Genomic DNA, 23,800 nt, shown 5'->3' with positions numbered 1-23,800 from the left:
ATTCCGTTGCAACGGGGGGACCCTCATGTCATCGGCTCCACAACCGCGCTCACTCCACCGGCCCCTGGTCTGGTTCACCGTCTCGATGGGCCTCCTCGCCCTGGTGTCCGTCGGCGGACTCCTCTTCGACGACCGCGTCCTGGTCGGCGCGCCGATATGGGCCAAGCCGTTCAAGTTCTCGGTGTCCTTCGTCGCCTACGGGCTCACGCTCGCCTGGATGCTCTCCCTGCTGCCCACCGCGCGCGCCCGCCGCGTCGGATGGTGGGCCGGGACCGTCCTGACCCTCGCGAGCCTCACCGAGATGGTGCTGATCACCACCCAGGTCGTCCGCGGGAAGCAGAGCCACTTCAACTCCGCCACCCCCTTCGACGCCGCCCTCTTCCAGGCGATGGGCGTGACGGTCGTCGTGCTCTGGCTGGCCGCGCTCGTCATCGCGGCCCTGCTGCTGCGCGCCCGGATCCTGGACCGCGCCACCGCCTGGGCCGTCCGGCTCTCGTCCTTCGTGGCTCTCGCCGGCGCGGCCATCGGCTTCGTGATGGTCCGGCCGACCCCCGAGCAGCTCGCCCAGGAGGAGCCGGCGACCCTGGGCGCGCACAGCGTCGGCGTCCCGGACGGCGGACCCGGCATGCCGCTGACCGGCTGGTCCACCACCGGCGGAGACCTGCGCATCGCGCACTTCTTCGGCATGCACGCCCTGCAGCTCATCCCGCTGCTCCTGCTGGCGCTCTCCGCGCTCGCCCCGCGCTTCGCCCGGCTCGCCGACGACCGGATCCGGCTCCGCCTGGTCCTGGTCGCCTCCGCCGCCTACACGGCGGTCTTCGCCCTGGTGACCTGGCAGGCACTCCGCGGCCAGCCTCTCCTCTCCCCCGACGGCCCGACCCTCGCCGTGGCCAGCGGCATCGTCGCCCTGGCCCTCGCGGGGACCGCGCTCGCCCTGCGCACCTCCCCGTCGGCCTCACCTCAGGAGCTCGCCGCATGACCGGCTTCCTCTTCGAGCTGACCTTCTTCCTCGCCGCACCGGTCTGGCTCCTGATGATCCTCGCGCCGGGCCGGCGGATCACCGACCGCGTGACGGCCTCACCCCTGACGGTGCTGCCCGTGCTCGCCGTCTACCTGGTCCTCGTCTCCCCGGTGGTGCCCGAACTGTGGGCGGCGGTCAGCTCGCCCGACCTCGACGTCTTCCGCGAACTGACGGCGACGGCGAACGGGGCGGGCGCCGTCTGGGCCCAGGTCATCGCCTGGGACCTGCTCCTCGGTCAGTGGATGTACCGGGAGGGGCGCCGCCTGTCCCTCTCCCCCTTCCTGATGGGACCCCTCCTCCTCTTCACGATCCTGCTGTCCCCCTTCGCCCTGCTGCTCTTCCTTGCGGTCCGGGCCCGGGCCGTCAGGAAGACCTCGCCCGCACCGTCGCCAGGACGTCCCGGTCCGGCTGCAGGGTGAGTCCCGGCAGCGGGCGTATCTCCCCCGGGTCGAGGACGAGCCGGTAGCGGCGCGCCAGCACCGCGAGGACCAGCACCGCCTCGACCATCGCGAAGCGGGTGCCGAGGCAGACCCGGGGACCGCCGCCGAAGGGATACCAGGCGTACTCCGGTATCTCCTCCGCCTCCTCCCCCTCGGCGGGGGTCAGCCATCGCTCGGGCCGGAACTCCAGCGGCTCGCGGTACCACCGGGCATCGCGGTGGGTGGCCCACTGGCTGCTCCAGACACGGGTGCCGGCCGGGACCGGCGCACCGCCCAGGACGGCACCCTCCTTGGCGATGCCGGTGAGCAGCCAGATGGTGGGGAAGAGGCGGAGGGTCTCCTTCACCACGGCTTGGGTGTAGGCGAGTTCGGCGTAGTCGTCGAAGCCGGGGTCGCGGTCGCCGAGGACCCGGTCGAGCTCGGCGGCGAGCGCCTCGGACACGCGAGGGTTGCGGGAGAGGAGATACCAGGCCCAGACGAGGGTCGAGCTGGTGGTCTCGTGCCCGCCGATGTAGAGGGTGACGGTCTCGTCCCTGATCTCCCGGTCGGAGAGGTGGGCGCCGGTCTCGTCCTGGGCGGCGAGGAGGCGGCTGAGCAGGTCGGGGCGGTCGCCGTCCCCGTCCCGGTGGCGGGCGACGACCCGGGAGACCTCGGCGTCGATGACGGCGGTGGCCCGCTTGATGCGGGCCCGGCCGGGGGTGGGGACCCAGTCGGGGAGCAGGGCGCCGATGCCGCTGAACTCGGCGCCGATCTCCTGCTGGGCGATGTCCATCGCGCGCCCGATGGCCTCGGCGTCCGCGGCCGTGTCGACGCCGAAGATGGTGCGGACGGCGATGAGCTGGGTGAGGGCGGCCATCTCCTTCTTGACGTCGATCCGCTGCCCGTCGCTCCAGCGCCCGGCGAGGTCGACGGCGCACTCGGCCATGGTGGCGGCGTAGGACTTGACCTGCCGGGGCCGGACGGAGGGCTGGACGAGGGAGCGCTTGCGGCGCCAGTCGGCCCCCTTGGAGACCACGACCCCGTCACCGAGCAGGGTGCGGAAGGCGATGCCGAGGTCGGGCTGGTCGAAGGTCCGCTCGACCTCGGTGAGCAGTTCGCCGATGGTCTCGGGGTGGGCGATGAACAGGGCGGGGGTGTTCCCGAAGCGCCAGCGGACGAAGTCCCCGCGCTCACGCAGCCGTTCGAAGAAGGCGAGCGGGTCCTTGCCGAACTCCGGCAGGTTCCCGAGCAGGGGCACGCCGCGCGGCCCCGGCACTGTCTTCCGCCCGTCCGCCGTCGAGGTGCCGACGGCGGACGAACCGGCTTGCGTGGTCACGTGCGTTTCCTTCCGCAGGAGTTGCGTGGTGGTGTGCCCCAAGTACTCGTTCTTCTGTACGAGTTCATGGAAGCGGACGGAAGCACCGCTCCGCCACCCCTGTGGAAAACCCCCTGTGGAAACCCGTGTCGGTTCATCGGTCGACCGAGCCACCGTCGGCCGACCGAATCACCGTCACCCGACCGGGCGACCTCAGCCGACCGAATCACCGACACCCGACCGGGCCAGCCGCCATCAGCCGACCGAATCACCGACACCCGACCGGTGGCCACCAGCACCCGACCGAGTCACCGTCATCCGAGCCGAATCACCGTCAGCCGACCGAGCTGTAGGCCACGACTCCCCTCAGCAGCGAGTCGACCGCCTTGCGGGCGTTCTTCGCGACCGTGCTGTTCTCCCGCGGCGCGGCCGCCGCGATCTGCCCGAGGACGTCGATGACCTGCTTGCACCAGCGGACGAAGTCGCCCGCCGGCATCTCGGCCTCGCGCAGCACCTCGTCGAGCCCCTTGTCGGAGGCCCACTGATAGGCGGCCCAGGCGAAGCCGAGGTCCGGCTCGCGCTGGCCGACGCCCTCGGCCTGGTGGAGCCGGAACTCCTCCTCGAGCGCGTCGAGCCGACCCCAGATCCGCACCATCTCGCCGAGCGCGGCCTTGGCCTTGCCGGCCGGCACCTTCGGCGGGACGGCGTCGTCGGACTGCCGGGCCTCGAAGACGAGGGCCGAGACGCAGGCGGCCAGCTCGGCCGGGTTGAGCCCCTCCCACACGCCCTCGCGCAGGCACTCGCTGGCGAGCAGGTCGAGCTCGCCGTACAGCCGGGCGAGCCGCTTGCCGTTGTCCGTGACGTCGTCGCCGCGCAGGTAGTCGAGCTCGGTGAGGAGCGCGACGATCCGGTCGAAGGTGCGGGCGATGGTGTTGGTGCGGCCCTCGATGCGCCGCTCCAGCTGCTTGGTGTCGCGCTGGAGCCGGTGGTAGCGCTCGGCCCAGCGGGCGTGGTCCTCGCGCTCGTCGCAGCCGTGGCAGGGGTGCGCCCTGATCGCGGTGCGCAGCCGGGCGATCTCGCGGTCGTCGGCGGCGGCCGAGCGCTGCCTGTGGTGCCGCTCCGGGTTGATGTGCCCGGCCTTGGTGCGCAGCGCGGAGGCCAGGTCGCGGCGGGACTGCGGGGACCTCGGGTTGAAGGAGCGGGGGATGCGCATCCGCTCCAGCGGCTCGACCGGGACCGGGAAGTCGATCGAGGCGAGCCGCTTGACCTGCCGCTCGGCGGTGAGGACCAGCGGGCGCGGGCCGTCATGGTGCTCGAAGCCGCGGTGGCCGTTGGTCCGCCCGGCAGGGATGCCGGGGTCGAGGACGAGGGCGAGTCCGGCGAACTTGCCGGTCGGGACGTGGATCACGTCGCCGGGCTTGAGCTTCTCCAGAGCGGCGGCGGCCTGGGCGCGGCGCTGGGCGGCGCCCTGCCGGGCCAGGTCGGTCTCGCGGTCCTTGAGCTCGCGGCGCAGCTGCGCGTACTCCTCGAAGTCGCCGAGGTGGCAGGTCATGCCCTCGCGGTAGCCCTCCAGGCCCTCCTCGTTCTTCTGGACCTGGCGGGAGATCCCGACGACCGAGCGGTCGGCCTGGAACTGGGCGAACGAGGTCTCCAGGAGCTCGCGGGAGCGGTGCCGGCCGAACTGGTCGACCAGGTTGACCGCCATGTTGTACGAGGGCTTGAAGCTGGAGCGCAGCGGATAGGTCCGGGTGCCGGCGAGACCGGCGAGGTGGCCGGGGTCGAGGCCGCGCTGCCACAGGACCACGGCGTGGCCCTCGACGTCGATGCCGCGGCGGCCGGCACGGCCGGTGAGCTGGGTGTACTCGCCGGGGGTGATGTCGGCGTGCTGCTCGCCGTTCCACTTGACGAGCTTCTCCAGGACCACGGAGCGGGCCGGCATGTTGATGCCGAGCGCGAGGGTCTCGGTGGCGAAGACGGCCTTGACGAGGCCGCGCACGAACAGCTCCTCGACGACCTCCTTGAAGGTGGGGAGCATGCCCGCGTGGTGGGCGGCGATGCCACGCTCCAGCGCTTCCAGCCACTCGTAGTAACCGAGGACGTGGAGGTCCTCGGTCGGGATGGAGGCGGTGCGCTCCTCGACGATCTCGCGGACCCGCCGGCGCCCGTCGTCGTCGTTGAGCCGCAGGCCCGCGTAGAGGCACTGCTGGACGGCCGCCTCGCAGCCGGCCCGGCTGAAGATGAAGGTGATGGCGGGCAGCAGCCCCTCGGCGTCGAGCCGCTCGATGACCTCGGGCCGGCCGGGGGTCCAGATCCGGGAGCGCTGGCGCCGCTCGCGCTCGCGGTCGGCCTCGCGGACCATCTTGCCGCGGCGCCGGTCGCGCGGGTTGTAGGTGCGCGAGTTCTCCGTGCGGGCCAGGCGCAGCAGGTCGGGGTTGACCTCGCGGCGGGAGGCGCCGCGGCCGCCGTGGTCGGTCTCCTCCTCGAAGAGGTCGTACATCCGCCGGCCGGCCAGGACGTGCTGCCACAGCGGCACGGGGCGGCTCTCGGAGACGATCACCTCGGTGTCGCCGCGGACGGTGTCCAGCCAGTCGCCGAACTCCTCGGCGTTGGAGACGGTCGCGGAGAGCGAGACGAGGGTCACGGACTCGGGGAGGTGGATGATCACTTCCTCCCAGACTGCGCCGCGGAAGCGGTCGGAGAGGTAGTGCACCTCGTCCATGACCACGTAGCCGAGGCCGGACAGCGCCTGGGACCCCGCGTACAGCATGTTGCGGAGGACCTCGGTGGTCATGACGACGATGGGCGCGTCGCCGTTGACGCTGTTGTCGCCGGTGAGCAGTCCGACCTTGTCGTGGCCGTACCGCTTGACGAGGTCGGCGTACTTCTGGTTGGAGAGCGCCTTGATCGGCGTCGTGTAGAAGCACTTGCGCCCCTGGCGGAGCGCGAGGTGGACGGCGAACTCGCCGACGATGGTCTTGCCGGATCCCGTGGGAGCGGCGACGAGCACGCCCTTGCCCGCTTCGAGGGCCTGGCACGCCTCGATCTGGAAGGGGTCCAGACCGAAGTCGTACATCTCGCGGAAGGGGGCCAGCGCAGTGGCCTGCTCGGCGTTGCGAGCCAGGGCGGCCGCATACGCTTCGGCTGGTGTGAGGTCCTCTGTCATCTTGTTGTCGAGCCTACCCGCCACCTCTGACAGTGACGCGATCTTTATCGACGGGCTTGCGGGAGAGCGGCTCCGCGGAAGACAGCGGCCCCCCGGAGCGGGTCCGGGGGGCCGTCGCGTGATCGCCGGGGACTCGGTCCCGGCCGGATCAGGTGATGTCGTCGTATCCGTTCAGCCGGTGCGACCTGGCCCCGTCCGACTCGCCGGTGGCCTGCTCGGGAAGGGCCGGGGCGGCGGCGACGGGCTCGGGGGTGAGGTCCAGCCGGGAGGCCTCGTCGTCGCCGAGCTGGGCGTCGGGGTTGGCGCGGGCCCGGCGCTTGTCGTTGAGGAGCGAGAAGCCGACGGCCGCCAGGTAGAGGATCGTGATCGGTCCGGCGAGGGCCAGCATGCCGACCGGGTCGGTGGTCGGGGTGATGACGGCGCCGAAGATGAACACGCCCATGATCACGCCGCGCCACCAGCGGGCCATCCGGCGGCCGCTGAGGACACCGGTGAGGTTGAGCATCACCAGGACCAGCGGGAGCTCGAAGGCGAGGCCGAAGACCAGCACCATGCGCAGGGTGAAGTCGAGGACGTCACCGAGCGAGAGGATGTTGGCGGAGCCCTCCGGCGTGAGGCTGATGAGCACCTTCACGCTGACGGGAAGGATGAGGTACGCGAGGTAGGCGCCGGCCGCGAAGAGCGGGACCGCGGCGCCGACGAAGGCGTACGTGTACTTCTTCTCGTGCTTGTGCAGTCCGGGCGCGATGAAGGCCCAGAGCTGGTAAAGCCAGACCGGGCTCGCCACGACGAGGCCCGCCGTCAGGGAGAGCTGGATCGTCGTGCTGAACGGGGCCATCAGCGTGTTGAAGGAGACGATCGCACAGTTGCCGCCGTTGCTCTGGACGTGCTCGGGGCAGGTGGGCACCGACTTCGTCAGGAACTGCATCAGCTCCTCGCTGTACACGAGGGCCACGACGGTGACCGCGGCGATGGCCAGCAGGCCCTTCGCGAGGCGGTTGCGAAGTTCACGCAGGTGCTCCACGAGGGGCATCCGGCCCTCGGGATCCTTCTCCTGCTTGCGGGCAGACTTGAGCAACCCACGTCCTCATCTCGTGCGGCAGCCGTCGCTCGGTCGCGACGGCCGCGGCGGACCGGGTCAGCGCTTGGTGGTGTCCGTGGGCTCGGTCACGGGACGCGAGCTGGTCACGTCGCCGGGAGCGGCCTGGATGGTGCGCGGCGCGGGCTGCTGGTCCTGGGCGCCGGCGTGGGGCGGGTCGGCCGGGGCGCTCTGCTGGTCGTCGGACTTCATGGCCTTGGCCTCGCTCTTGAGGATGCGGGCCGACTTGCCCAGCGAACGGGCCATGTCCGGCAGCTTCTTGGCGCCGAACAGGAGGATGATCACGACGAGGATGAGAATGATCTCGGTGGGGCCGAGCCTACCCATAGCTGTTTACCTTCTTCACCGAGGCGACATTGGAGTGCGTGCCCGGCGGGTCGGACATGCGTCCGGCCACCGCGCTGAATGCGATCGTAACCCGCAGGAGTAAACGGGCGGCAATGCCTGTGCATACTCAAAGGTTTCGCCCGTGCCCCCTGGCCACGGGCGCTCCGCGCAGCGTACGGCACCGGTTCAGCGCAGCGTCTCGCCCGTTCGGGCCAGGTCGACCGCGGCCCGTTCGAGGTCTTCGGCGGCCTGGTTGATGCGCTGTGTGGTGTGAGCCACTTGACGGCCGAGGCGCTGGGCCTCCACGAAGACCTTGATGCCGAGGACACCGAGGACGGCGATGCCGAGGAAGCCGAGGGCGATGGCGAGCATGGGCCAGAACATGTGCCGAGCCTAGACGCCCCGCCGCCCGGGGACGTCAGCCGGTGGTGTGCAGCCGCAGGGTGTTCACGCCGCCGCCGGTGAGCAGTTCGACGATCCGCTCACCGGCCGGCTTGCGGACGGCGCTGCCGCACTCGGGGCAGGTGAAGGAGTAGAAGGTGGTCCGGCGGCTGGCACCGATGGCGAGCCGCAGGGCGCCCGCGGAGAGTTCGAAGCGGGATCGGCAGTCGGGGCAGGCGGCCTTGAAGTGGACCGGAGCGACCGACGCCGCAATACCGGACATCGTGGACATCGCGGACATTTACCTCAACTCTCCCCACTGCGGTACGTACACGTGCCTCTCACTGGGAACCGCGCCCGGTCGCCCGGAACGTCACGCTCCCCCTGCTCTCAGCCCTCGTACGCGGCCAGCGCGGCCGCCGCCGCGTCCCGGGCGCTGTCCGCGAGCTCCTGCGGGGCGACGATCCGCCCGTCACTCCCGAGCCGCAGCGCGAGCCGCCGCAGCGAGGCCGGGGCAGGCGTCCTGAGGGTGATCCGCAGACCGCCGTCGGGCAGCTCGTCCGCCCGGTCGTGCGGGTAGTACTCGGCGACCCAGCGGCCCCCGGGACCCACCTCGACCACGACCTCGGGATCCTCGGCGGACGGCTGCACCAGCCCCTCCGACAGGTCCCGCAGCTCGAGCTCCGGTGGTGCCGCGTGCTCGTCCAGGATCCGGATCTCGGCGACCCGGTCGAGCCGGAAGGTACGGCGCGCCTCGGACAGCCGGCACCACGCCTCCATGTACGTGTGCCCGACGGCGAACAGCCGGATCGGATCCACCTCGCGCTCGGTCAGCTCGTCGCGCGCCGGCGAGTAGTAGCGCAGCCACAGCCGCCTGCGTTCGGAGATCGCCCGGTCCACCTCGGCGAAGACCCCGCCCTCGGACTCGAAGGTCACCGAGAGCCGGGAGCTCGCACCGGCCGCCTCGCCCGCCGCCGCCTCCAGCTTGGCCGTGGCACGCAGCAGCGCCTCCCGGTCGCCCTCGCGCAGCCCGGGCAGCGTGGCCACCGCCCGCGCCGCGACCAGCAGGGCGGTCGCCTCGTCGGCGGCCAGCCGCAGCGGCGCCGCGACGTCGTCCGGGTTGTGCCACCAGATCCGGTCGCCGTCGGTGTCGATGTCCAGCAGATCACCGCCGCGGAAGCTGGTCCCGCACATCGGCAGCACATCGAGGTCGGAGATCAGCTCGTCCTCGGTGATCCCGAAGGCGCGGGCCACGTCGGCGACGTGCGCGCCGGGCCGCTCGCGGAGATAGGTGACGAGGGAGAGCATCCGCCTCGTCTGGTCGATCGCGTTCGCCGCCATGGTTCCTTCCCCCTCAGCCCTTGGCCACGGCGCGCAGCCGCTCCACCACGTCGGCCCGCAGATCGGCGGGCTCCAGCACGACCACGTCGGGGCCGAACTCCACGAGCCAGGCGTCGAGGCCGTGCCCGTACGGGATCTCCAGCTCGTCCCAGCCGTCCGCGCCCTCCCGTACGGACTGGGCGCGCGAGCGCAGCGGATAGCCGCAGCCCGACCGCAGCCTGATCCGCGCCGAGCGGGTGGCGGTCTCCCCCGCCCAGCTCTCCACGGTCTCCCGGACGGTGACGACGTCGGGCACCGGCGCGGTGAAGGCACCGGCCCGGGAGCGGACCTTGCCGGTGATACGGGAGAGGCGGAAGACCCGCTCGGCCCCGCGGTCGCGGTCCCAGCCCGCCAGGTACCAGTGGCCGCGCCAGCACTCCAGCGTCCACGGCTCGACGTGCCGGGTCTCGGGGCGGGCGGCGTTGGCCTTGCGGTAGTCGAAGACGACCGGCCGGCGGTCGCGGCAGGCCAGCATCAGCGGCTCGAACGCGGCCTCGTGCACCGGGATGCGCGGCTCCAGGGCGCTGGCCTGGGAGTCGTACGCGTCCTCCGCCTCCGGCATGCCGGCCGCGCGCAGCTTCTGCAGGGCGCCGCTGGCGGCTCCGGCGAGACGGGCCTGCTGCCAGACCTTGGCGGCGAGCCCGAGGGCGGCGGCCTCCTCGGCGTCCAGGGTGATGGGCGGCAGCCGGTTGGAGTCGCGGCGGGCCAGATAGCCGGTCTCGCCGTCCAGGTTCTCGACCGTCTCGATCACCAGACCGAGCTCGCGCAGATCGTCCTTGTCCCGCTCGAACATGCGGTTGAAGGCGTCCTCGGCGGTGGCCTCCATATAGGCCTCGATGGACCCCCGGAGCTCCCGCTTGCTCAGCGGGCGCCGGGTTCCGAGCAGGCACAGCGCAAGATTCATCAGCCGCTCGGCCTTGGCAATCGCCATCGACGCCCCGTACCTCTTCTGCCGGATGGACTTCTCGGACGTCCGACGGTACCGCCCCGGGGTGTCCGGACAAAAGCGAGGGCCCCCGCCGTGAAGGCGGGGGCCCTGCGGGTGACCGGGTGTCCGGGTCAGCCCTTCTTCACGCCCACGAGGTCGCAGACGAAGATCAGCGTCTCGCCGGGGCCGATCTTGCCGCCGGCACCACGGTCGCCGTAGGCGAGGTGGGCGGGGATGACCAGCTGGCGGCGGCCGCCGACCTTCATGCCCTGGACACCCTTGTCCCAGCCCTCGATGACCTGGCCGACACCGAGCCGGAAGTCCAGCGGGGTGCCGCGGTTCCAGGAGGAGTCGAACTCCTCGCCGGACTCGAAGAGGACACCGACGTAGTGGACCTGAATGAAGTCACCGGCGCCGGCGACCTCGCCGTCGCCCTCCCAGATGTCCTTGATCTCGAGATCGGCCGGCGGCTCGCCGCCCGGGAAGTCGACCTCGGGCTTCTCGATGCTCACTGCAGTGCACTCCTCTTGAAAACCGTGAACCGCGCGGACGACGGTCCGCGCGACCGGGACAGTCTTACATCTTCGCCAGGATGTCGACGGCGAACACCAGGGTGGAGTTCTTCGGGATGCCCTGCTTCTCCTGGTCGCCGAAGGCCTCGGACGGCGGCGCGACGATCAGGACCCGGCTGCCGATCTTCTTGCCGGCGATGCCGTCCTTCAGACCCTTCAGGGTCAGCTGGGACAGCGGGAAGTTGGCCGGCTTGCCCGTCGTGTACGTCGAGTCGAAGACCTTGCCGTCCTTCCACAGGGCGGCCACGTAGTTCACGACGACCGTGTCGGTGGCCGCGACGGTCTCGCCCTTGGACTCCAGGATGTAGTTGGAGACCAGCTTGGTCGGCGGGTTCACCTTGGGGACGGTCAGCGAGGGCTGCTTGCCGTCGGTGTTGGTGCCGACCTTCGGCAGGTCCTTGTCCTCCTGGGCGACCGGGGTGCCCTCGGCGGACTTCGGGATGGTGACGGCCTTCAGGATGTCGACCACGAAGACCAGCGTGGCGTTGGGCTTGATGTCGCCCTGCCCCTGCGCGCCGTAGCCCAGCTCCGGCGGGATGCCGATCTCGACGCGGCTGCCGACCTTCTGACCCTCGAGGCCCTGGTCCCAGCCCTTGATGACCTGACCGGCGCCCAGCGTCAGGTCGAAGGGCTGCTTCCGGTCGAAGCTGTTGTCGAAGGGAGTGGTCGAGTCCCAGGCCTGCCCCAGGTAGTTCACCTGGAGCGCGTCGCCCTTCTTCGTGACCGCGCCCTTGCCCTCGCTGATGACGTTGACCTTCAGGGCCTTCGGCGGATCGCCCACGCCCTGGGAGAGGGTCGGCTTCTCACCGAACTTCTCCCCCGCGGTGATGGCGGGAAGCCCGTTCTTCATCGAACCGGAATCGGAGCCCTTGTCATCGCTGCCGCAGGCCGCTGTGGAGAGCAGCAGCAGCGGGACGACGAGCAGGCCGGCAAGTCGGCGCACTAGTTCCTCAGATCTCAGACGGCACAGTAGTTGTCCGGACACTCTAGGGGACCGGCCTGAGATGACGACGGCCCCGCACGTGAAACGTGCGGGGCCGTCAGGCGCGTCCAGGCCGGTACTACATGCCGGCGATCAGCTTTTCCACCCGGTCGTCGACCGAGCGGAACGGGTCCTTGCACAACACCGTGCGCTGCGCCTGGTCGTTGAGCTTCAGGTGGACCCAGTCGACCGTGAAGTCCCGGCGCTGCTCCTGGGCACGGCGGATGAAGTCGCCGCGCAGCCGGGCCCTGGTGGTCTGCGGGGGCACCGACTTGCCCTCGAAGATCCTCACGTCGTTGCACACCCGGGCCGCCTGGCCGTTCTTCTGGAGCAGGTAGTACAGCCCGCGGCGGCGGTGGATGTCGTGGTACGCGAGGTCTATCTGGGCGACCCGCGGGTGCGACATCGTCATGTTGTGCTTGGCGCGGTAGCGCTCGATGAGCTTGTACTTCATGACCCAGTCGATCTCGGTCTCGATGCGGTCGAGCTGCTCCTGCTCGATCGCGTCCAGGGTCCGGCCCCAGAGCTCGAGGACCTGGGCGACGGTGCCGGTGCGGATGCCCCGGCGGTCGACGAAGTCGGCGGCCTTCTCGTAGTACTCCCGCTGGACCTCCAGGGCGGAGGCCTCCCGGCCGCTGGCGAGGCGCACCTTGCGCTGGCCGGTGATGTCGTGGCTGACCTCGCGGATGGCCCGGATCGGGTTCTCCAGGGTCAGGTCGCGCATCACGGTGCCCGCCTCGATCATGCGCAGCACGAGGTCGGTGGCGCCGACCTTGAGGAGCATGGTCGTCTCGGACATGTTCGAGTCGCCGACGATGACGTGGAGCCTGCGGTAGCGCTCGGCGTCCGCGTGCGGCTCGTCGCGGGTGTTGATGATGGGGCGCGAACGGGTGGTGGCGGAGCTGACGCCCTCCCAGATGTGCTCGGCCCGCTGGGAGACGCAGTAGACCGCTCCCCGCGGGGTCTGCAGCACCTTTCCGGCACCGCAGATCAACTGCCGGGTGACGAGGAAGGGAATGAGGATGTCCGCGAGTCGGGAGAACTCTCCGTGCCGGGCGACCAGATAGTTCTCGTGGCAGCCGTAGGAGTTTCCCGCAGAGTCGGTGTTGTTCTTGAAGAGATAGACGTCGCCCGCGATTCCCTCCTCGTGCAGGCGGCGTTCCGCGTCGACGAGGAGTCCTTCGAGAATGCGCTCGCCGGCCTTGTCGTGGGTGACCAGTTCGACCACGTTGTCGCATTCGGGAGTTGCGTATTCCGGATGCGAACCCACGTCCAGGTACAGGCGGGCTCCGTTCCGCAGGAAGACATTGCTGCTGCGGCCCCATGACACGACACGGCGGAAGAGGTAGCGCGCCACTTCGTCAGGAGACAGTCGGCGCTGTCCCCTGAACGTGCACGTGACGCCGTACTCGTTCTCCAGCCCGAAAATGCGGCGGTCCATGTCTGAACATTACGCCTGATGGCCTGAGCTGAAACCGGGTTCGACGGCCCCGTTTCGATCATTTTCCGATGAGTGCGTGTTGTTTTCGGCCCGACCGCCCTCGGACCCGGTGTTCGCACCGCCCCCGCTGACGGCGTGTCGCACCTGGGAGCCGCGCGGGGCGGCGCCCAGCACCCGACCGGTGGCGAGCAGGACCAGGAAGGCGACGAAGCCGCCCGCGCCGGCCACCGCGAATCCGGCCGGGGTCCCCGCCAGTTCGACGGCGGGCCCGGAGACGGCCGAGCCGAGGGCCGCGCCGACGCCGAAGGTGGTGACGAGCCAGGAGAAGGCCTCGGTGACCGTGCCGGCGGGCGCGTGGCGGTCCACCACGAGGAAGGCGCAGGCGATGGCCGGGGCCAGGAACACGCCGGCCAGGGCGGCCAGCGCGGTCATCGCGACCGGTCCCGGCACCAGCATCAGGGGCAGATAGCCCAGGGCGAGCAGCAGCACCAGGACCCGCAGCCGCCGCTCGGGGGCACCGGCCCACTGCCGGGCGCCGTAGAAGACTCCGCCGACCAGCGCGCCGAGGCCGAGGGCCGCCATCAGCCAGCCGTAGACGGCCTCGTTGCCGCGGTCGTCCGCATAGGCGACGCCGGCCACCGTGATGGAGCCCAGGGCGAGCCCCACGAAGAAGAACGAGGCGAGCAGCGCCAGCAGCCCCGGCGAGCGCAGCGCCCCGAGCCAGTGCGCCTCGCGGGGCGCGGAGCGCCAGCTGCGGGAGGGCTTGGACAGGACCACGGACAGGGCCCCGAGCACGCCGAGCAGATTGATCACGAGCAGCGCCGCGGCCGGCGACCAGAGCGAGACCAGGAGCGTGAGCAGCAGCGGCCCGACGGTGAACATGACCTCCTGGGCCACGGCGTCCAGGGCGTACGCGCGGTGCACCCGGTCCTCGCGGCCGAGCACGCTCGGCCACAGGGCGCGCAGTCCGCCCTCCAGGGGCGGCGTGAAGACCCCGGCGACCAGCACGGCGGCGTAGGCGAGGAAGAGGTTGCCGATGCCGGTGAGGGCAAGGGCGGCCATGCCGAGGGCGGATATCAGGGCGGCCGGGAGCTGGACGCGGGGCTGGCCCTTGAGGTCGACGGCACGGCCGAGCAGCGGCTGGCCCACGGCGGTGGCCAGCCCGTACGCGGCGATGAGGCCGCCGGCCAGGCTGTAGCTGCCGCCCTCGGCTCGGGTGAAGACGGTGATGGCGATGGGGCCGGTGCCGTTGGGCAGCCGCCCGACGAGCGTGCCCGCCAGCAGGCGGGCGGCATGCGGCGCCCGCAGGATGTCCAGATAGCCGCCGTTCGCCCCGGCCTCGGTGGCCATGTGGTCTCCCCTCCCTGGGCCTCAGCCCGAGGTTTTACGTATAACGTGTCGAGTCATACGTACCATGACCGCAGCACGCCGGTCCACCCCGCGTGCCGGACCACCATCCGTCGCGGAGGCACGAGTGCACAGCCCGGAACCCCCCAGCGGGAACCGCCCCACCAGCCGGGACGTCGCCAGGACCGCCGGCGTCTCCCAGGCCACCGTCTCCCTCGTCCTCGGCGACAAATGGCGCGGCCGCGTCTCCGAACGCACCGCCGCCACCGTCCGCGAAGCCGCCGCCGAGCTCGGCTACCGCCCCAACCTCGCCGCCCGCAACCTGCGCCTCGGCCGCACCAGGACCGCACTGCTCGTCGTCCCCGCCCTCACCAACGAGTTCTTCGCCCACGTGTACACCGGCGCCGCCGTCGAGGCCGCCCGGCACGGCTTCGGCGTCGTCCTCTACCCCTCCCCCGACGGCATCGGCCCCGCCAAGGACCCCTTCGCCTCCGCCCAGGCCGCCCTCGACGGCGTGCTCGCCTCCTCGATGGCCACGGACGCCCTCAAGGCCTTCCAGGGCACCGACCTGCCCCTCGTCATGCTCGACAGCGACCCCGCCGACCGCGGGGCCGCCGCCCATGTGAACCTCGACGTCGCCGACGGCATGCGGCGCGTGACCGACCACCTCCTCGGCCTCGGCCACCGCAGCTTCCTGCACCTGGCCTCCGCCGTCCCCTCCTGGACCTTCGACGCCCGCGCCGCCGTCCTCACCGACGCCCTGCGCGGCACCGAGCTGCGGACCGTACGCGCCCCCCTGAACGTCACCGCCGCCTGGGAGGCCGCCCACCTCGCCCTCACCGCCCCGGGCCCCCGCCCCACGGCCGTCGTGTGCGACGACGACATCCTCGCGGCAGGCGTCTACAAGGCCGCCCGCCGGCTCGGCCTGCGCATCCCCGAAGACCTCTCCGTCACCGGATTCGACGACATGGCCCTCGCCACCGCCCTCGAACCCGAACTCACCACCGTCCGGCTGCCCGCCGAGGAGTTCGGCGGACGCGGCATGGCGGCCCTCCTGGCGGCCCTGTCCGGCGAACGGCCCGAACCGGCCGTACTGCCCGTCGAACTCGCCGTCCGCGGCTCCTCGGGCCCCCCACCGGCCCGCTGACCCGCCCCACGCACACCGAAGGCCCCGGAACCCAACGGCTCCGGGGCCTTCGAACCCTCAGGCGCGGACTACTCCCCGCCGGCCTCGTCCACCTCGTCGGACGGGTCGTCCGTCTTGGTCACGGCCGCGTCGTCCGCACCCAGCAGACGCACCAGCTGCCGGCCCACGATCCGCTTGAACTTGCGCTGCTGCGGGCGCGTACGGTCCAGGACCGCCACCTCGAGGCGCTCCGCGGGGATCTCCCGCTCGGTGCCGTTGGTGTCCCGGGACAGCGCCTGCACGGCCAGCTTCAGCGCCTCGGCGAGCGACATCCCGTCGCGGTGCCGCTGGTCCAGGAAGGAGCTGATCTGCTCCGCGTTGCCGCCGACCGCGACCGAGCCGTGCTCGTCCACGATCGACCCGTCGTGCGGCAGCCGGTAGATCTGGTCGCCCTCGGGCTCCGCGCCGACCTCGGCGACCACCAGCTCCACCTCGTAGGGCTTCTCCCCCGCGCTGGAGAAGATGGTGCCCAGGGTCTGGGCGTAGACGTTGGCCAGACCGCGGGCCGTGACGTCGTCGCGGTCGTAGGTGTAGCCGCGCAGATCGGCGTAGCGCACACCGCCGATCCGCAGGTTCTCGTACTCGTTGTACTTGCCGGCCGCGGCGAAGCCGATCCGGTCGTAGATCTCGCTGAACTTGTGCAGCGCGCGGGACGGGTTCTCGCCGACGAAGACGATGCCGTCGGCGTACTGGAGGACGACCAGGCTGCGGCCACGGGCGATGCCCTTGCGGGCGTACTCCGCCCGGTCGGCCATGGCCTGCTGGGGTGAGACATAGAACGGCGTGGACACCGGCTATCCGTCCCTTTCTTCTGGGCTTCTACAGGGAGGCGACGAGTGGTCAGAGCAGGGCGGCACGCGGCCCGTCGGGCTGCTCGAGACGCCGCTCGGTGACCGACCGGGCCAGCTCGGAGGACTCCGGCTCGGTGAGCCTGCGGAAGCCCTCGTCGGTGATGACGGTGACGATCGGGAAGATCCTGCGGGCCAGGTCCGGGCCGCCGGTCGCCGAGTCGTCGTCCGCCGCGTCGTACAGCGCCTGGACGACGAGCGTGGTGGCCTGCTGCTCCGTCAGGTCGTCCCGGTAGAGCTTCTTCATCGAGCCGCGCGCGAAGATCGAGCCCGAGCCGGTGGCGGCGTAGCCGTGCTCCTCGGAGCGGCCGCCGGTGACGTCGTACGAGAAGATCCGGCCCTTCTCCTTGCCCTCGTCCCAGCCCGCGAAGAGGGGGACGACGGCGAGGCCCTGCATGGCCATGCCGAGGTTGCTGCGGATCATCGTGGACAGGCGGTTGGCCTTGCCCTCCAGGGAGAGGGTCGCGCCCTCCACCTTCTCGAAGTGCTCCAGCTCCAGCTGGAACAGCTTCACCATCTCCACCGCGAGGCCCGCCGTACCGGCGATGCCGACCGCGGAGTACTCGTCGGCCGGGAACACCTTCTCGATGTCCCGCTGCGCGATCATGTTCCCCATGGTCGCCCGCCGGTCACCGGCGAGCACGACCCCGCCGGGGAAGGTCGCGGCGACGATGGTCGTTCCGTGGGGCGCCTCGACGATCCCCTCCGGCAGCTTCCGGTTGCCCGGGAGCAGCTCCGGCGAGTGGTCGGCGAGGAAGTCGATGAACGAGGACGAGCCCGGCGTCAGGAAGGCCGCCGGCAGTCGCCCTGTGCTACGAGTGTTGGCTTCCACGCGTGTCCCTCCAGGTATGCGATGGCCCGACGGAGGACGTCGGGATCGTCTCCCAACTTGCCGATGGCCGAATTGCAGTTGAAGCACAGTACGCCACGGACCCTACCCGTCCCATGGCAATGATCCACATGCACCGCGGGGGCCTTCTGACAGATGAGGCAGAGCCCGTCTCGCGACGCGGTCATCTCGTCGCGCTCCGCCTCGGTCATGCCGCACTGGCGCTTCAGGTGGCCGGCACGCCCCTCTACCGCCCGGCACGGTTTCCAGCGTGTCCAGAGGCCGTCGGACGCCCTCTCGTTACGGTCCCCCTCCGAGTGGGGCTTGATCTGCGGCGACGGCCCTATGCGAAGCGAACGCCTCCGTCGGCTCAACCTGCCGACGACGCGGACACCGCTTGAATCCCGCAAATCAAGCCCCCGTCGATTTCACCTGTGATTCACAGGCGAAATCACTCGCCGCCCTTCTGAACGAAGGAACGAACGAAATCCTCGGCGTTTTCCTCGAGTACGTCATCGATTTCGTCGAGTACCGAGTCCACGTCGTCGCTCAGCTTCTCCTGGCGCTCCTTGAGGTCGGAGCTCGCCTCCGTGGTGGTCTCCTCGACCTCCTCGGTGGAACGCGTCGCCTTCTGCTGTCCGCCGCCGGTGTCCTTGGTCGCCATAAACCTCACCCCGCTCGAATCGGCCCGCTCGTTCGGATCCCTACAAGATCAGACCCTACAAGCCGGGACTGACATCGGCCCCGCAGTTTCTTCAACGTCCGGGCACTGCTTCCATGATTCCCAGTCCCCGGGCATTTCAGCCGTGCCCGGGAATCCGGGAATTCCCGGGTCTCCCGGCCTCAGCCGCCGGACAGGACCCGCACCAGTTCCTCCGCCGTGCGACAGCGGTCCAGGAGGTCCTTGACGTGCTCCCGGGTACCCCGCAGGGGTTCCAGGGTCGGAACGCGCTGCAGCGAGTCGCGGCCGGGCAGGTCGAAGATGACCGAGTCCCAGGACGCGGCGGCCACGTCGTCCGCGTACTGCTCCAGGCAGCGGCCGCGGAAATAGGCCCTGGTGTCCTCCGGAGGGCTCGTCTCCGCCCGCCGCACCGTCTCCTCGTCCAGGAGGCGCTTCATGCGTCCGCGGGCCACCAGGCGGTTGTACAGGCCCTTCTCGGGGCGTACGTCCGCGTACTGCAGGTCGACCAGGTGGAGCCTCGCGGCCTCCCAGTCCAGGCCGTCGCGGCGGCGGTAGCCCTCCATGAGCTCCCGCTTGGCGACCCAGTCCAGCTCGCCGGCCAGGCTCATCGGGTCGTTCTCCAGCCGGTTGAGCGTGTCCTCCCAGCGGGCCAGGACGTCCTTGGTCTGCTCGTCGGCGTCGGCTCCGTACCGCTCCTCCACGTACTTGCGGGCGAGCTCGAAGTACTCCATCTGGAGCTGCACCGCGGTGAGCGTGCGGCCGCTGCGCAGCGTGACGAGGTACTGGAGGGTCGGGTCGTGGGAGACCTCGTGGAGGGTGCGTACGGGCTGGTCGACGGCGAGGTCGACGGTGATGAAGGAGTCCTCGATCATGGAGAGGACGAGCGCCGTCGTGCCCAGCTTGAGGTACGTGGAGATCTCGGAGAGGTTGGCGTCGCCGATGATCACGTGGAGGCGGCGGTACTTCTCGGCGTCCGCGTGCGGTTCGTCGCGGGTGTTGATGATGGGGCGCTTGAGGGTGGTCTCGAGGCCGACCTCGACCTCGAAGTAGTCCGCGCGCTGGCTGATCTGGAAGCCGTGCTCCCGGCCGTCCTGGCCGATGCCGACGCGGCCGGCGCCGGTGACGACCTGGCGGGAGACGAAGAAGGGCGTCAGGTGGCGCACGATGTCCGAGAAGGGGGTCTCCCGCTTCATCAGGTAGTTCTCGTGCGTGCCGTAGGAGGCGCCCTTGTTGTCGGTGTTGTTCTTGTAGAGGTGGATGGGCTGGGCGCCGGGGAGCTGGGCGGCCCGGTGGGCGGCCTCGGCCATGATCCGTTCGCCGGCCTTGTCCCAGAGGACGGCGTCGCGCGGGTTGGTGACCTCGGGCGCGCTGTACTCGGGGTGGGCGTGGTCGACGTAGAGTCGCGCCCCGTTGGTCAGGATGACGTTGGCGAGGCCGATGTCCTCGTCGGTGAGCTGGCTGGAGTCGGCGGCCTCGCGGGCGAGGTCGAAGCCGCGGGCGTCCCGCAGCGGGTTCTCCTCCTCGAAGTCCCAGCGGGCGCGGCGCGCCCGGTGCATCGCCGCCGCGTAGGCGTTGACGATCTGGGACGAGGTGAGCATGGCATTGGCGTTGGGGTGCCCGGGGACGGAGATCCCGTACTCCGTCTCGATGCCCATTACTCGCCGTACGGTCATGCGGCCCTCCTTGCCCGGCGCCGCTCCCCGCACAGCGCGTGTTGCGGCGGTACCCACGAGCCTAGAGCGGTCGTGGGCGTACGGGGAGATCAGAAGCGGATCGGTGAGTGGAAAGCGACGGCTGCGGACGTCCGGTTCCGGACATCCGCAGCCGGTGCGCCTTCCTACAGGTACTGACCGGTGTTCGCCACCGTGTCGATGGAGCGACCGGTGTCCGCGCCCTGCTTTCCGGTGACGAGGGTGCGGATGAAGACGATCCGCTCGCCCTTCTTTCCGGAGATCCGGGCCCAGTCGTCCGGGTTGGTGGTGTTGGGCAGGTCCTCGTTCTCCTTGAACTCGTCCACGCAGGCCTGGAGGAGGTGGGAGACGCGGATGCCCTTCTGGTCGTGGTCGAGGAATGCCTTGATGGCCATCTTCTTGGCCCGGTCGACGATGTTCTGGATCATCGCGCCGGAATTGAAGTCCTTGAAGTAGAGGACTTCCTTGTCGCCGTTGGCGTACGTGACCTCGAGGAAGCGGTTCTCCTCGGATTCCGCGTACATCTGCTCGACCACGGACTGGATCATTCCGTGGGCGGCCGCCTCCTTCGAGCCGCTGTGCTCGGCGAGGTCGTCCGCGTGGAGCGGAAGCGAGGCGGTCAGGTACTTGGCGAAGATGTCCTTGGCCGCCTCGGCGTCCGGGCGCTCGATCTTGATCTTCACATCGAGGCGGCCGGGTCGCAGGATGGCCGGGTCGATCATGTCCTCGCGGTTGGAGGCGCCGATGACGATGACGTTCTCCAGGCCTTCCACGCCGTCGATCTCGGCGAGCAGCTGGGGGACGATGGTGTTCTCCACGTCCGAGCTGACGCCGGATCCGCGGGTGCGGAAGAGGGATTCCATCTCGTCGAAGAAGACGATGACGGGGGTGCCCTCGCTCGCCTTCTCGCGGGCACGCTGGAAGACGAGGCGGATGTGCCGCTCGGTCTCGCCGACGTACTTGTTGAGGAGCTCGGGGCCCTTGATGTTGAGGAAGTAGGACTTCCCCGCGGGCTGGCCGGTCACCTCGGCGACCTTCTTGGCAAGGGAGTTGGCGACGGCCTTGGCGATGAGCGTCTTGCCGCAGCCGGGCGGGCCGTAGAGCAGGATGCCCTTCGGGGGCCGCAGTTCGTGCTCCTTGAAGAGGTCCGGGTAGAGGTAGGGGAGCTCGACCGCGTCGCGGATCAGCTCGATCTGGTTGCCCAGACCGCCGATCTTGTCGTAGTCGACGTCCGGGACCTCTTCGAGGACGAGTTCCTCGACCTCGCTCTTGGGGACCACTTCGTAGACGTAGCCCGACCTGGGTTCCAGGAGCAGGGCGTCGCCGGGGCGGATGGTGATGTCGAGGAGCGGTTCGGCGAGCCGGACCACGCGCTCCTCGTCGGTGTGGCCGATGACCAGGGCCCGCTCGCCGTCCTCGAGGATCTCCTTGAGGGTGACGATGTCCCCGGCGCGCTCGAACTCCATGGCCTCGACCACGTTGAGCGCTTCGTTGAGCATGACTTCCTGGCCCCGCCTGAGCTCGTCGAGCTCGACGCTGGGGCTGACGTTCACCCGGAGCTTGCGGCCCCCGGTGAAGATGTCGCACGTGCCGTCCTCGTTGGCCTGCAGGAAGACACCGAAGCCGGCCGGCGGCTGGGCGAGCCGGTCGACCTCCTCCTTGAGGGCCACGATCTGGTCGCGGGCCTCACGGAGCGTATTGGCGAGCCGCTCGTTCTGTGCGGACACGCCGGCCAGGTTCGTCTGCAGCTCGACGATCCGCTCCTCGAGAATCCTCGTGTGTCGCGGAGAGTCGGCGAGCTTGCGGCGCAGGACGGCGATTTCCTGCTCGAGATAGGCAACCTGACCGGCGGGGTCTTCAGACCCCCGCCCGGGCCGGATGCCGCGGTTGTTGTCGTCGTCGTGGGCTGCCACGGTCCTCACCTCCTCCAAGGGGAGCTGGACGCTTCCTGACCCTACCTGGGTGGGTGATGATTGAAACCCCTAGATCAAAAAGACTCCGGGGTGTGTCCGATCTTCACCCTTGCGCTTCCCCTCACGCCAGGGGAATACCCACCGGCGGCCATTGCAAAAGCGGTCGGCTGTATCGTCGTGGGTGGTCAACACCCGTCAGGGTTGACCGGACTTACTTGCGGTTCATCCCGCGCGAGGCAGAAACGGCAGGAGATATGACCGTGCAGCACGAGGCCCCGGCCGCGGCGCCCGAGGAGGCGCTGGAGGTCTGGATCGATCAGGACCTGTGCACCGGGGACGGGATCTGCGCGCAGTACGCTCCCGAGGTCTTCGAGCTGGACATCGACGGGCTCGCTTATGTGAAGAGCGCGGACGACGAGCTGCTCCAGACTCCGGGGGCGACGACCCCTGTTCCGCTGCCGCTGCTCGTCGACGTGGTGGACTCCGCGAAGGAGTGCCCGGGCGACTGCATCCATGTGCGGCGGGTCGCGGACGGTGTCGAGGTGTACGGCCCGGACGCGGCCTGAGACGGCGCTGAGCGCCTCCCCGCGCCGCCGGCGGCGACGCGGGGGTCAGACCGTCCGGGCCTCCGTCCGGGCGGTGCGGACGAAGGCTCCGCCCTTCCAGCGCCAGGTCACCTGCTCGCGCTGGTCGGGGCAGCAGCTGGGGACGTCGGGCGAGGAGTAGCCGAGCAGGGTGGCGCGTACGGCTCCGTCGCGCACGGCGAAGCCGCTCACGTTCTTCAGCTGGGAGGGCTCCACGAGGGTGGCCACGACGCGTGCCGCGGGGGCGGCCGTGCCGGTGCCGGTGGCCTTGCCGTGGGTGAGCACGTAGATACCGCTGGGGGGTGTTCCCGAGCCGGCTTCGCAGTGTACGACTGCGACGGTCTCGGGGTTTCCGTCGCCGTCGAGGTCGCCGGTGGCGCGCTGGGCGATCTTGCTGGGGGCTCCCCCGCACCGGAGCGGGTAGTGGGCCGTGGCGGCGTCGGGGGCGGGCCGGGGGGCCGGGGCGGCGGTGGCTCCGGCGGGGCCGGGCTGGAGCAGGCCGGCGAGGGCGACGACCGAGGCCATCGCGGTGGCGGTGGCCAGCCAGTGCACCGGACGGGCGTGGGTGTGCGCGAGGTCCGTGACGGCGGAGGGCTGCACGCGAGACGTCTCCTGTGAGGGCGGTGCGGAAGGAGTTGCGGGCATCGTGCCACACGTCACAGGAGGGCGGAACAGGCGGGGTCGGGTGTCCCGGCGGGCCGGCCGGGCCGTGAACGTGGAGGTGCCGCCGTCGACTTCCGTGCCCGGGGGCGGGAAGTCGGCGGCGGCACGCCTGCGTTGTCGGGGTGTCAGCCCTTGTTGGGGCCTTCGTAGTCCTCGCCGTAGGCGCCCTTGGCGGGGCGGCGGCGGCGCATCGGGGGCTCGACGCCGTCCGCGAGGCGGCGGGCGGTGACGAGGAAGCCGGTGTGGCCGATCATGCGGTGATCGGGGCGGACGGCCAGGCCCTCGACGTGCCAGTTGCGGATCATGGACTCCCAGGGCTGCGGCTCGGCGTAGCAGCCGAACTCGCGGATGGACTCCACGGTGCGCGCGAGCTGCGTGGTGGTGGCCACGTAGCAGCAGAGGATGCCGCCGGGGACGAGCGCCTTGGAGACGGCCTCCAGGCACTCCCAGGGGGCGAGCATGTCGAGGATGACGCGGTCGACGTCGGTGTCGGACAGGTTGTCCTGGAGGTCGCCGACGGTCAGCTGCCACGCGGGGTGCGGGCCGCCGAAGTAGCGCTCGACGTTGCCCTTGGCGATCTCGGCGAAGTCCTCGCGGCGCTCGTAGGAGTGCAGCATGCCGCTGTCGCCGATGGCGCGCAGCAGGAAGGAGCTGAGCGAGCCGGAGCCCACACCGGCCTCGACGACGCGGGCGCCGGGGAAGATGTCGGCGAAGGCGAGGATCTGCCCCGCGTCCTTGGGGTAGACCACGGCTGCGCCGCGGGGCATGGACAGGACGTAGTCGGGGAGCAGGGGGCGCAGCGCGAGGTAGGCGACGTTTCCGGTGGTACGGACAACGCTGCCCTCGGGGGCGCCGATCAGTTCGTCGTGCGGGAAAGAACCCTTGTGGGTGTGGAAGTTCTTTCCTTCTTCGAGCGTGAACGTGTAGTGACGGCCCTTGGGGTCGGTCAGCTGAACCTGGTCCCCGACCTTGAAGGGCCCACGTCGGCGGGCGGCACCGGTCGGTTCGGACATGCGAACAGAGTACCGG

23 protein-coding genes and 1 pseudogene are annotated in these 23,800 nt (G+C 70.5%); 4 read left to right on the top strand and 20 right to left on the bottom strand.

Features of this window, described 5'->3' with window-relative positions; translation table 11 throughout:
- Positions 1-85 precede the first annotated feature (85 nt).
- Together ACH414_RS25050 and ACH414_RS25045 are read left to right on the top strand one after the other, a co-directional pair.
- Entirely contained in the window at positions 86-979 is an 894-nt protein-coding gene (locus tag ACH414_RS25050; protein WP_398943562.1) for a hypothetical protein, read from the top strand.
- Positions 976-1,440, top strand: a complete 465-nt coding sequence (locus ACH414_RS25045) for an ABA4-like family protein (protein WP_382546144.1) — start codon at positions 976-978, stop codon at positions 1,438-1,440. Before ACH414_RS25050 ends, ACH414_RS25045 begins: the two co-directional genes overlap by 4 nt.
- Here ACH414_RS25045 and ACH414_RS25040 read toward each other — a convergent pair.
- The 12 genes from ACH414_RS25040 to ACH414_RS24985 form a co-directional block, all read right to left on the bottom strand.
- Entirely contained in the window at positions 1,385-2,776 is a 1,392-nt protein-coding gene (locus tag ACH414_RS25040; RefSeq protein WP_382546147.1) for a cytochrome P450, read from the bottom strand. The two genes, ACH414_RS25045 and ACH414_RS25040, sit on opposite strands and share 56 nt — an antisense overlap.
- Positions 2,777-3,089: 313 nt before the next feature.
- Entirely contained in the window at positions 3,090-5,918 is a 2,829-nt protein-coding gene (locus ACH414_RS25035; RefSeq protein WP_382546150.1) for a DEAD/DEAH box helicase, read from the bottom strand.
- Between the two features lie 148 nt (positions 5,919-6,066).
- Entirely contained in the window at positions 6,067-6,951 is an 885-nt protein-coding gene (gene tatC / locus ACH414_RS25030) for a twin-arginine translocase subunit TatC (RefSeq protein ID WP_398943560.1), read from the bottom strand.
- 105 nt (positions 6,952-7,056) lie between these two features.
- On the bottom strand, positions 7,057-7,344 hold the full coding sequence (gene tatA / locus ACH414_RS25025; protein WP_382546152.1) for a Sec-independent protein translocase subunit TatA: 288 nt from the start codon (positions 7,342-7,344) through the stop codon (positions 7,057-7,059).
- Between the two features lie 186 nt (positions 7,345-7,530).
- Positions 7,531-7,728 (bottom strand): hypothetical protein, encoded by a 198-nt coding sequence (locus ACH414_RS25020; protein ID WP_382546155.1) that lies wholly within the window; start codon positions 7,726-7,728, stop codon positions 7,531-7,533.
- Positions 7,729-7,762: 34 nt separating this feature from the next.
- Positions 7,763-8,026 (bottom strand): hypothetical protein, encoded by a 264-nt coding sequence (locus ACH414_RS25015; protein WP_382546158.1) that lies wholly within the window; start codon positions 8,024-8,026, stop codon positions 7,763-7,765.
- A gap of 89 nt (positions 8,027-8,115) precedes the next feature.
- Positions 8,116-9,066 carry a helix-turn-helix transcriptional regulator gene (locus ACH414_RS25010; RefSeq protein ID WP_382546160.1) on the bottom strand — a complete coding sequence of 317 codons (951 nt, stop codon included), beginning with the start codon at positions 9,064-9,066 and terminating at the stop codon, positions 8,116-8,118.
- Between the two features lie 13 nt (positions 9,067-9,079).
- Entirely contained in the window at positions 9,080-10,036 is a 957-nt protein-coding gene (locus tag ACH414_RS25005; RefSeq protein ID WP_382546162.1) for a helix-turn-helix transcriptional regulator, read from the bottom strand.
- Between the two features lie 128 nt (positions 10,037-10,164).
- Positions 10,165-10,545, bottom strand: a complete 381-nt coding sequence (locus ACH414_RS25000) for an FKBP-type peptidyl-prolyl cis-trans isomerase (RefSeq protein ID WP_382546165.1) — start codon at positions 10,543-10,545, stop codon at positions 10,165-10,167.
- Between the two features lie 64 nt (positions 10,546-10,609).
- A complete protein-coding gene (locus ACH414_RS24995; protein ID WP_382546167.1) occupies positions 10,610-11,548 on the bottom strand; it encodes an FKBP-type peptidyl-prolyl cis-trans isomerase in 939 nt (312 codons plus the stop codon).
- Positions 11,549-11,666: 118 nt separating this feature from the next.
- Positions 11,667-13,028, bottom strand: coding sequence for a Pup--protein ligase (gene pafA, locus ACH414_RS24990; protein WP_398943403.1), 1,362 nt, complete (start codon positions 13,026-13,028; stop codon positions 11,667-11,669).
- 9 nt (positions 13,029-13,037) lie between these two features.
- Positions 13,038-14,378: an MFS transporter gene (locus tag ACH414_RS24985; RefSeq protein WP_382546171.1), complete on the bottom strand. Its 1,341-nt coding sequence runs from the start codon at positions 14,376-14,378 to the stop codon at positions 13,038-13,040.
- Positions 14,379-14,502: 124 nt separating this feature from the next.
- Between ACH414_RS24985 and ACH414_RS24980 the strand changes: the two genes are divergently transcribed.
- Complete coding sequence (locus ACH414_RS24980; RefSeq protein WP_382546173.1) at positions 14,503-15,522, top strand: LacI family DNA-binding transcriptional regulator; 1,020 nt, start codon at positions 14,503-14,505, stop codon at positions 15,520-15,522.
- A gap of 68 nt (positions 15,523-15,590) precedes the next feature.
- Here ACH414_RS24980 and prcA read toward each other — a convergent pair whose 3' ends face one another.
- The 6 genes and pseudogenes from prcA to arc form a co-directional block, all read right to left on the bottom strand.
- Positions 15,591-16,352 (bottom strand): proteasome subunit alpha, encoded by a 762-nt coding sequence (gene prcA, locus ACH414_RS24975; RefSeq protein WP_382546176.1) that lies wholly within the window; start codon positions 16,350-16,352, stop codon positions 15,591-15,593.
- Between the two features lie 49 nt (positions 16,353-16,401).
- Positions 16,402-17,241 (bottom strand): proteasome subunit beta, encoded by an 840-nt coding sequence (prcB, locus tag ACH414_RS24970; protein ID WP_382546178.1) that lies wholly within the window; start codon positions 17,239-17,241, stop codon positions 16,402-16,404.
- Positions 17,193-17,570 (bottom strand): annotated as a pseudogene (locus ACH414_RS24965) (endonuclease VII domain-containing protein); the annotation flags it as partial. The pseudogene ACH414_RS24965 and the gene prcB, both read right to left, overlap by 49 nt.
- 119 nt (positions 17,571-17,689) lie before the next feature.
- Positions 17,690-17,902 carry a ubiquitin-like protein Pup gene (locus tag ACH414_RS24960; protein WP_015032443.1) on the bottom strand — a complete coding sequence of 71 codons (213 nt, stop codon included), beginning with the start codon at positions 17,900-17,902 and terminating at the stop codon, positions 17,690-17,692.
- A 179-nt stretch (positions 17,903-18,081) separates the two neighbouring features.
- On the bottom strand, positions 18,082-19,593 hold the full coding sequence (dop, locus tag ACH414_RS24955; RefSeq protein WP_382546181.1) for a depupylase/deamidase Dop: 1,512 nt from the start codon (positions 19,591-19,593) through the stop codon (positions 18,082-18,084).
- Positions 19,594-19,757: 164 nt separating this feature from the next.
- Positions 19,758-21,524 carry a proteasome ATPase gene (gene arc / locus ACH414_RS24950; protein ID WP_382546184.1) on the bottom strand — a complete coding sequence of 589 codons (1,767 nt, stop codon included), beginning with the start codon at positions 21,522-21,524 and terminating at the stop codon, positions 19,758-19,760.
- Positions 21,525-21,778: 254 nt separating this feature from the next.
- Here arc and ACH414_RS24945 point away from each other — a divergent pair, with 254 nt between their 5' ends.
- Positions 21,779-22,090, top strand: a complete 312-nt coding sequence (locus ACH414_RS24945) for a ferredoxin (RefSeq protein WP_382546187.1) — start codon at positions 21,779-21,781, stop codon at positions 22,088-22,090.
- A gap of 45 nt (positions 22,091-22,135) precedes the next feature.
- Here ACH414_RS24945 and ACH414_RS24940 read toward each other — a convergent pair whose 3' ends face one another.
- A complete protein-coding gene (locus ACH414_RS24940; RefSeq protein WP_382546190.1) occupies positions 22,136-22,708 on the bottom strand; it encodes a hypothetical protein in 573 nt (190 codons plus the stop codon).
- Between the two features lie 188 nt (positions 22,709-22,896).
- The gene (locus tag ACH414_RS24935; protein WP_015032448.1) at positions 22,897-23,784 is read right to left on the bottom strand and encodes a tRNA (adenine-N1)-methyltransferase; all 888 of its coding nucleotides are present in this window, start codon (positions 23,782-23,784) and stop codon (positions 22,897-22,899) included.
- Positions 23,785-23,800 lie beyond the last annotated feature (16 nt).

The sequence above is a fragment of the Streptomyces sp. NPDC020422 genome (assembly GCF_044386705.1).
In the GTDB taxonomy this organism is placed as follows: Bacteria; Actinomycetota; Actinomycetes; order Streptomycetales; family Streptomycetaceae; genus Streptomyces.
Note: the sequence above shows the minus strand (reverse complement) of the source record. Positions and strands in the feature narration are given on the sequence as shown.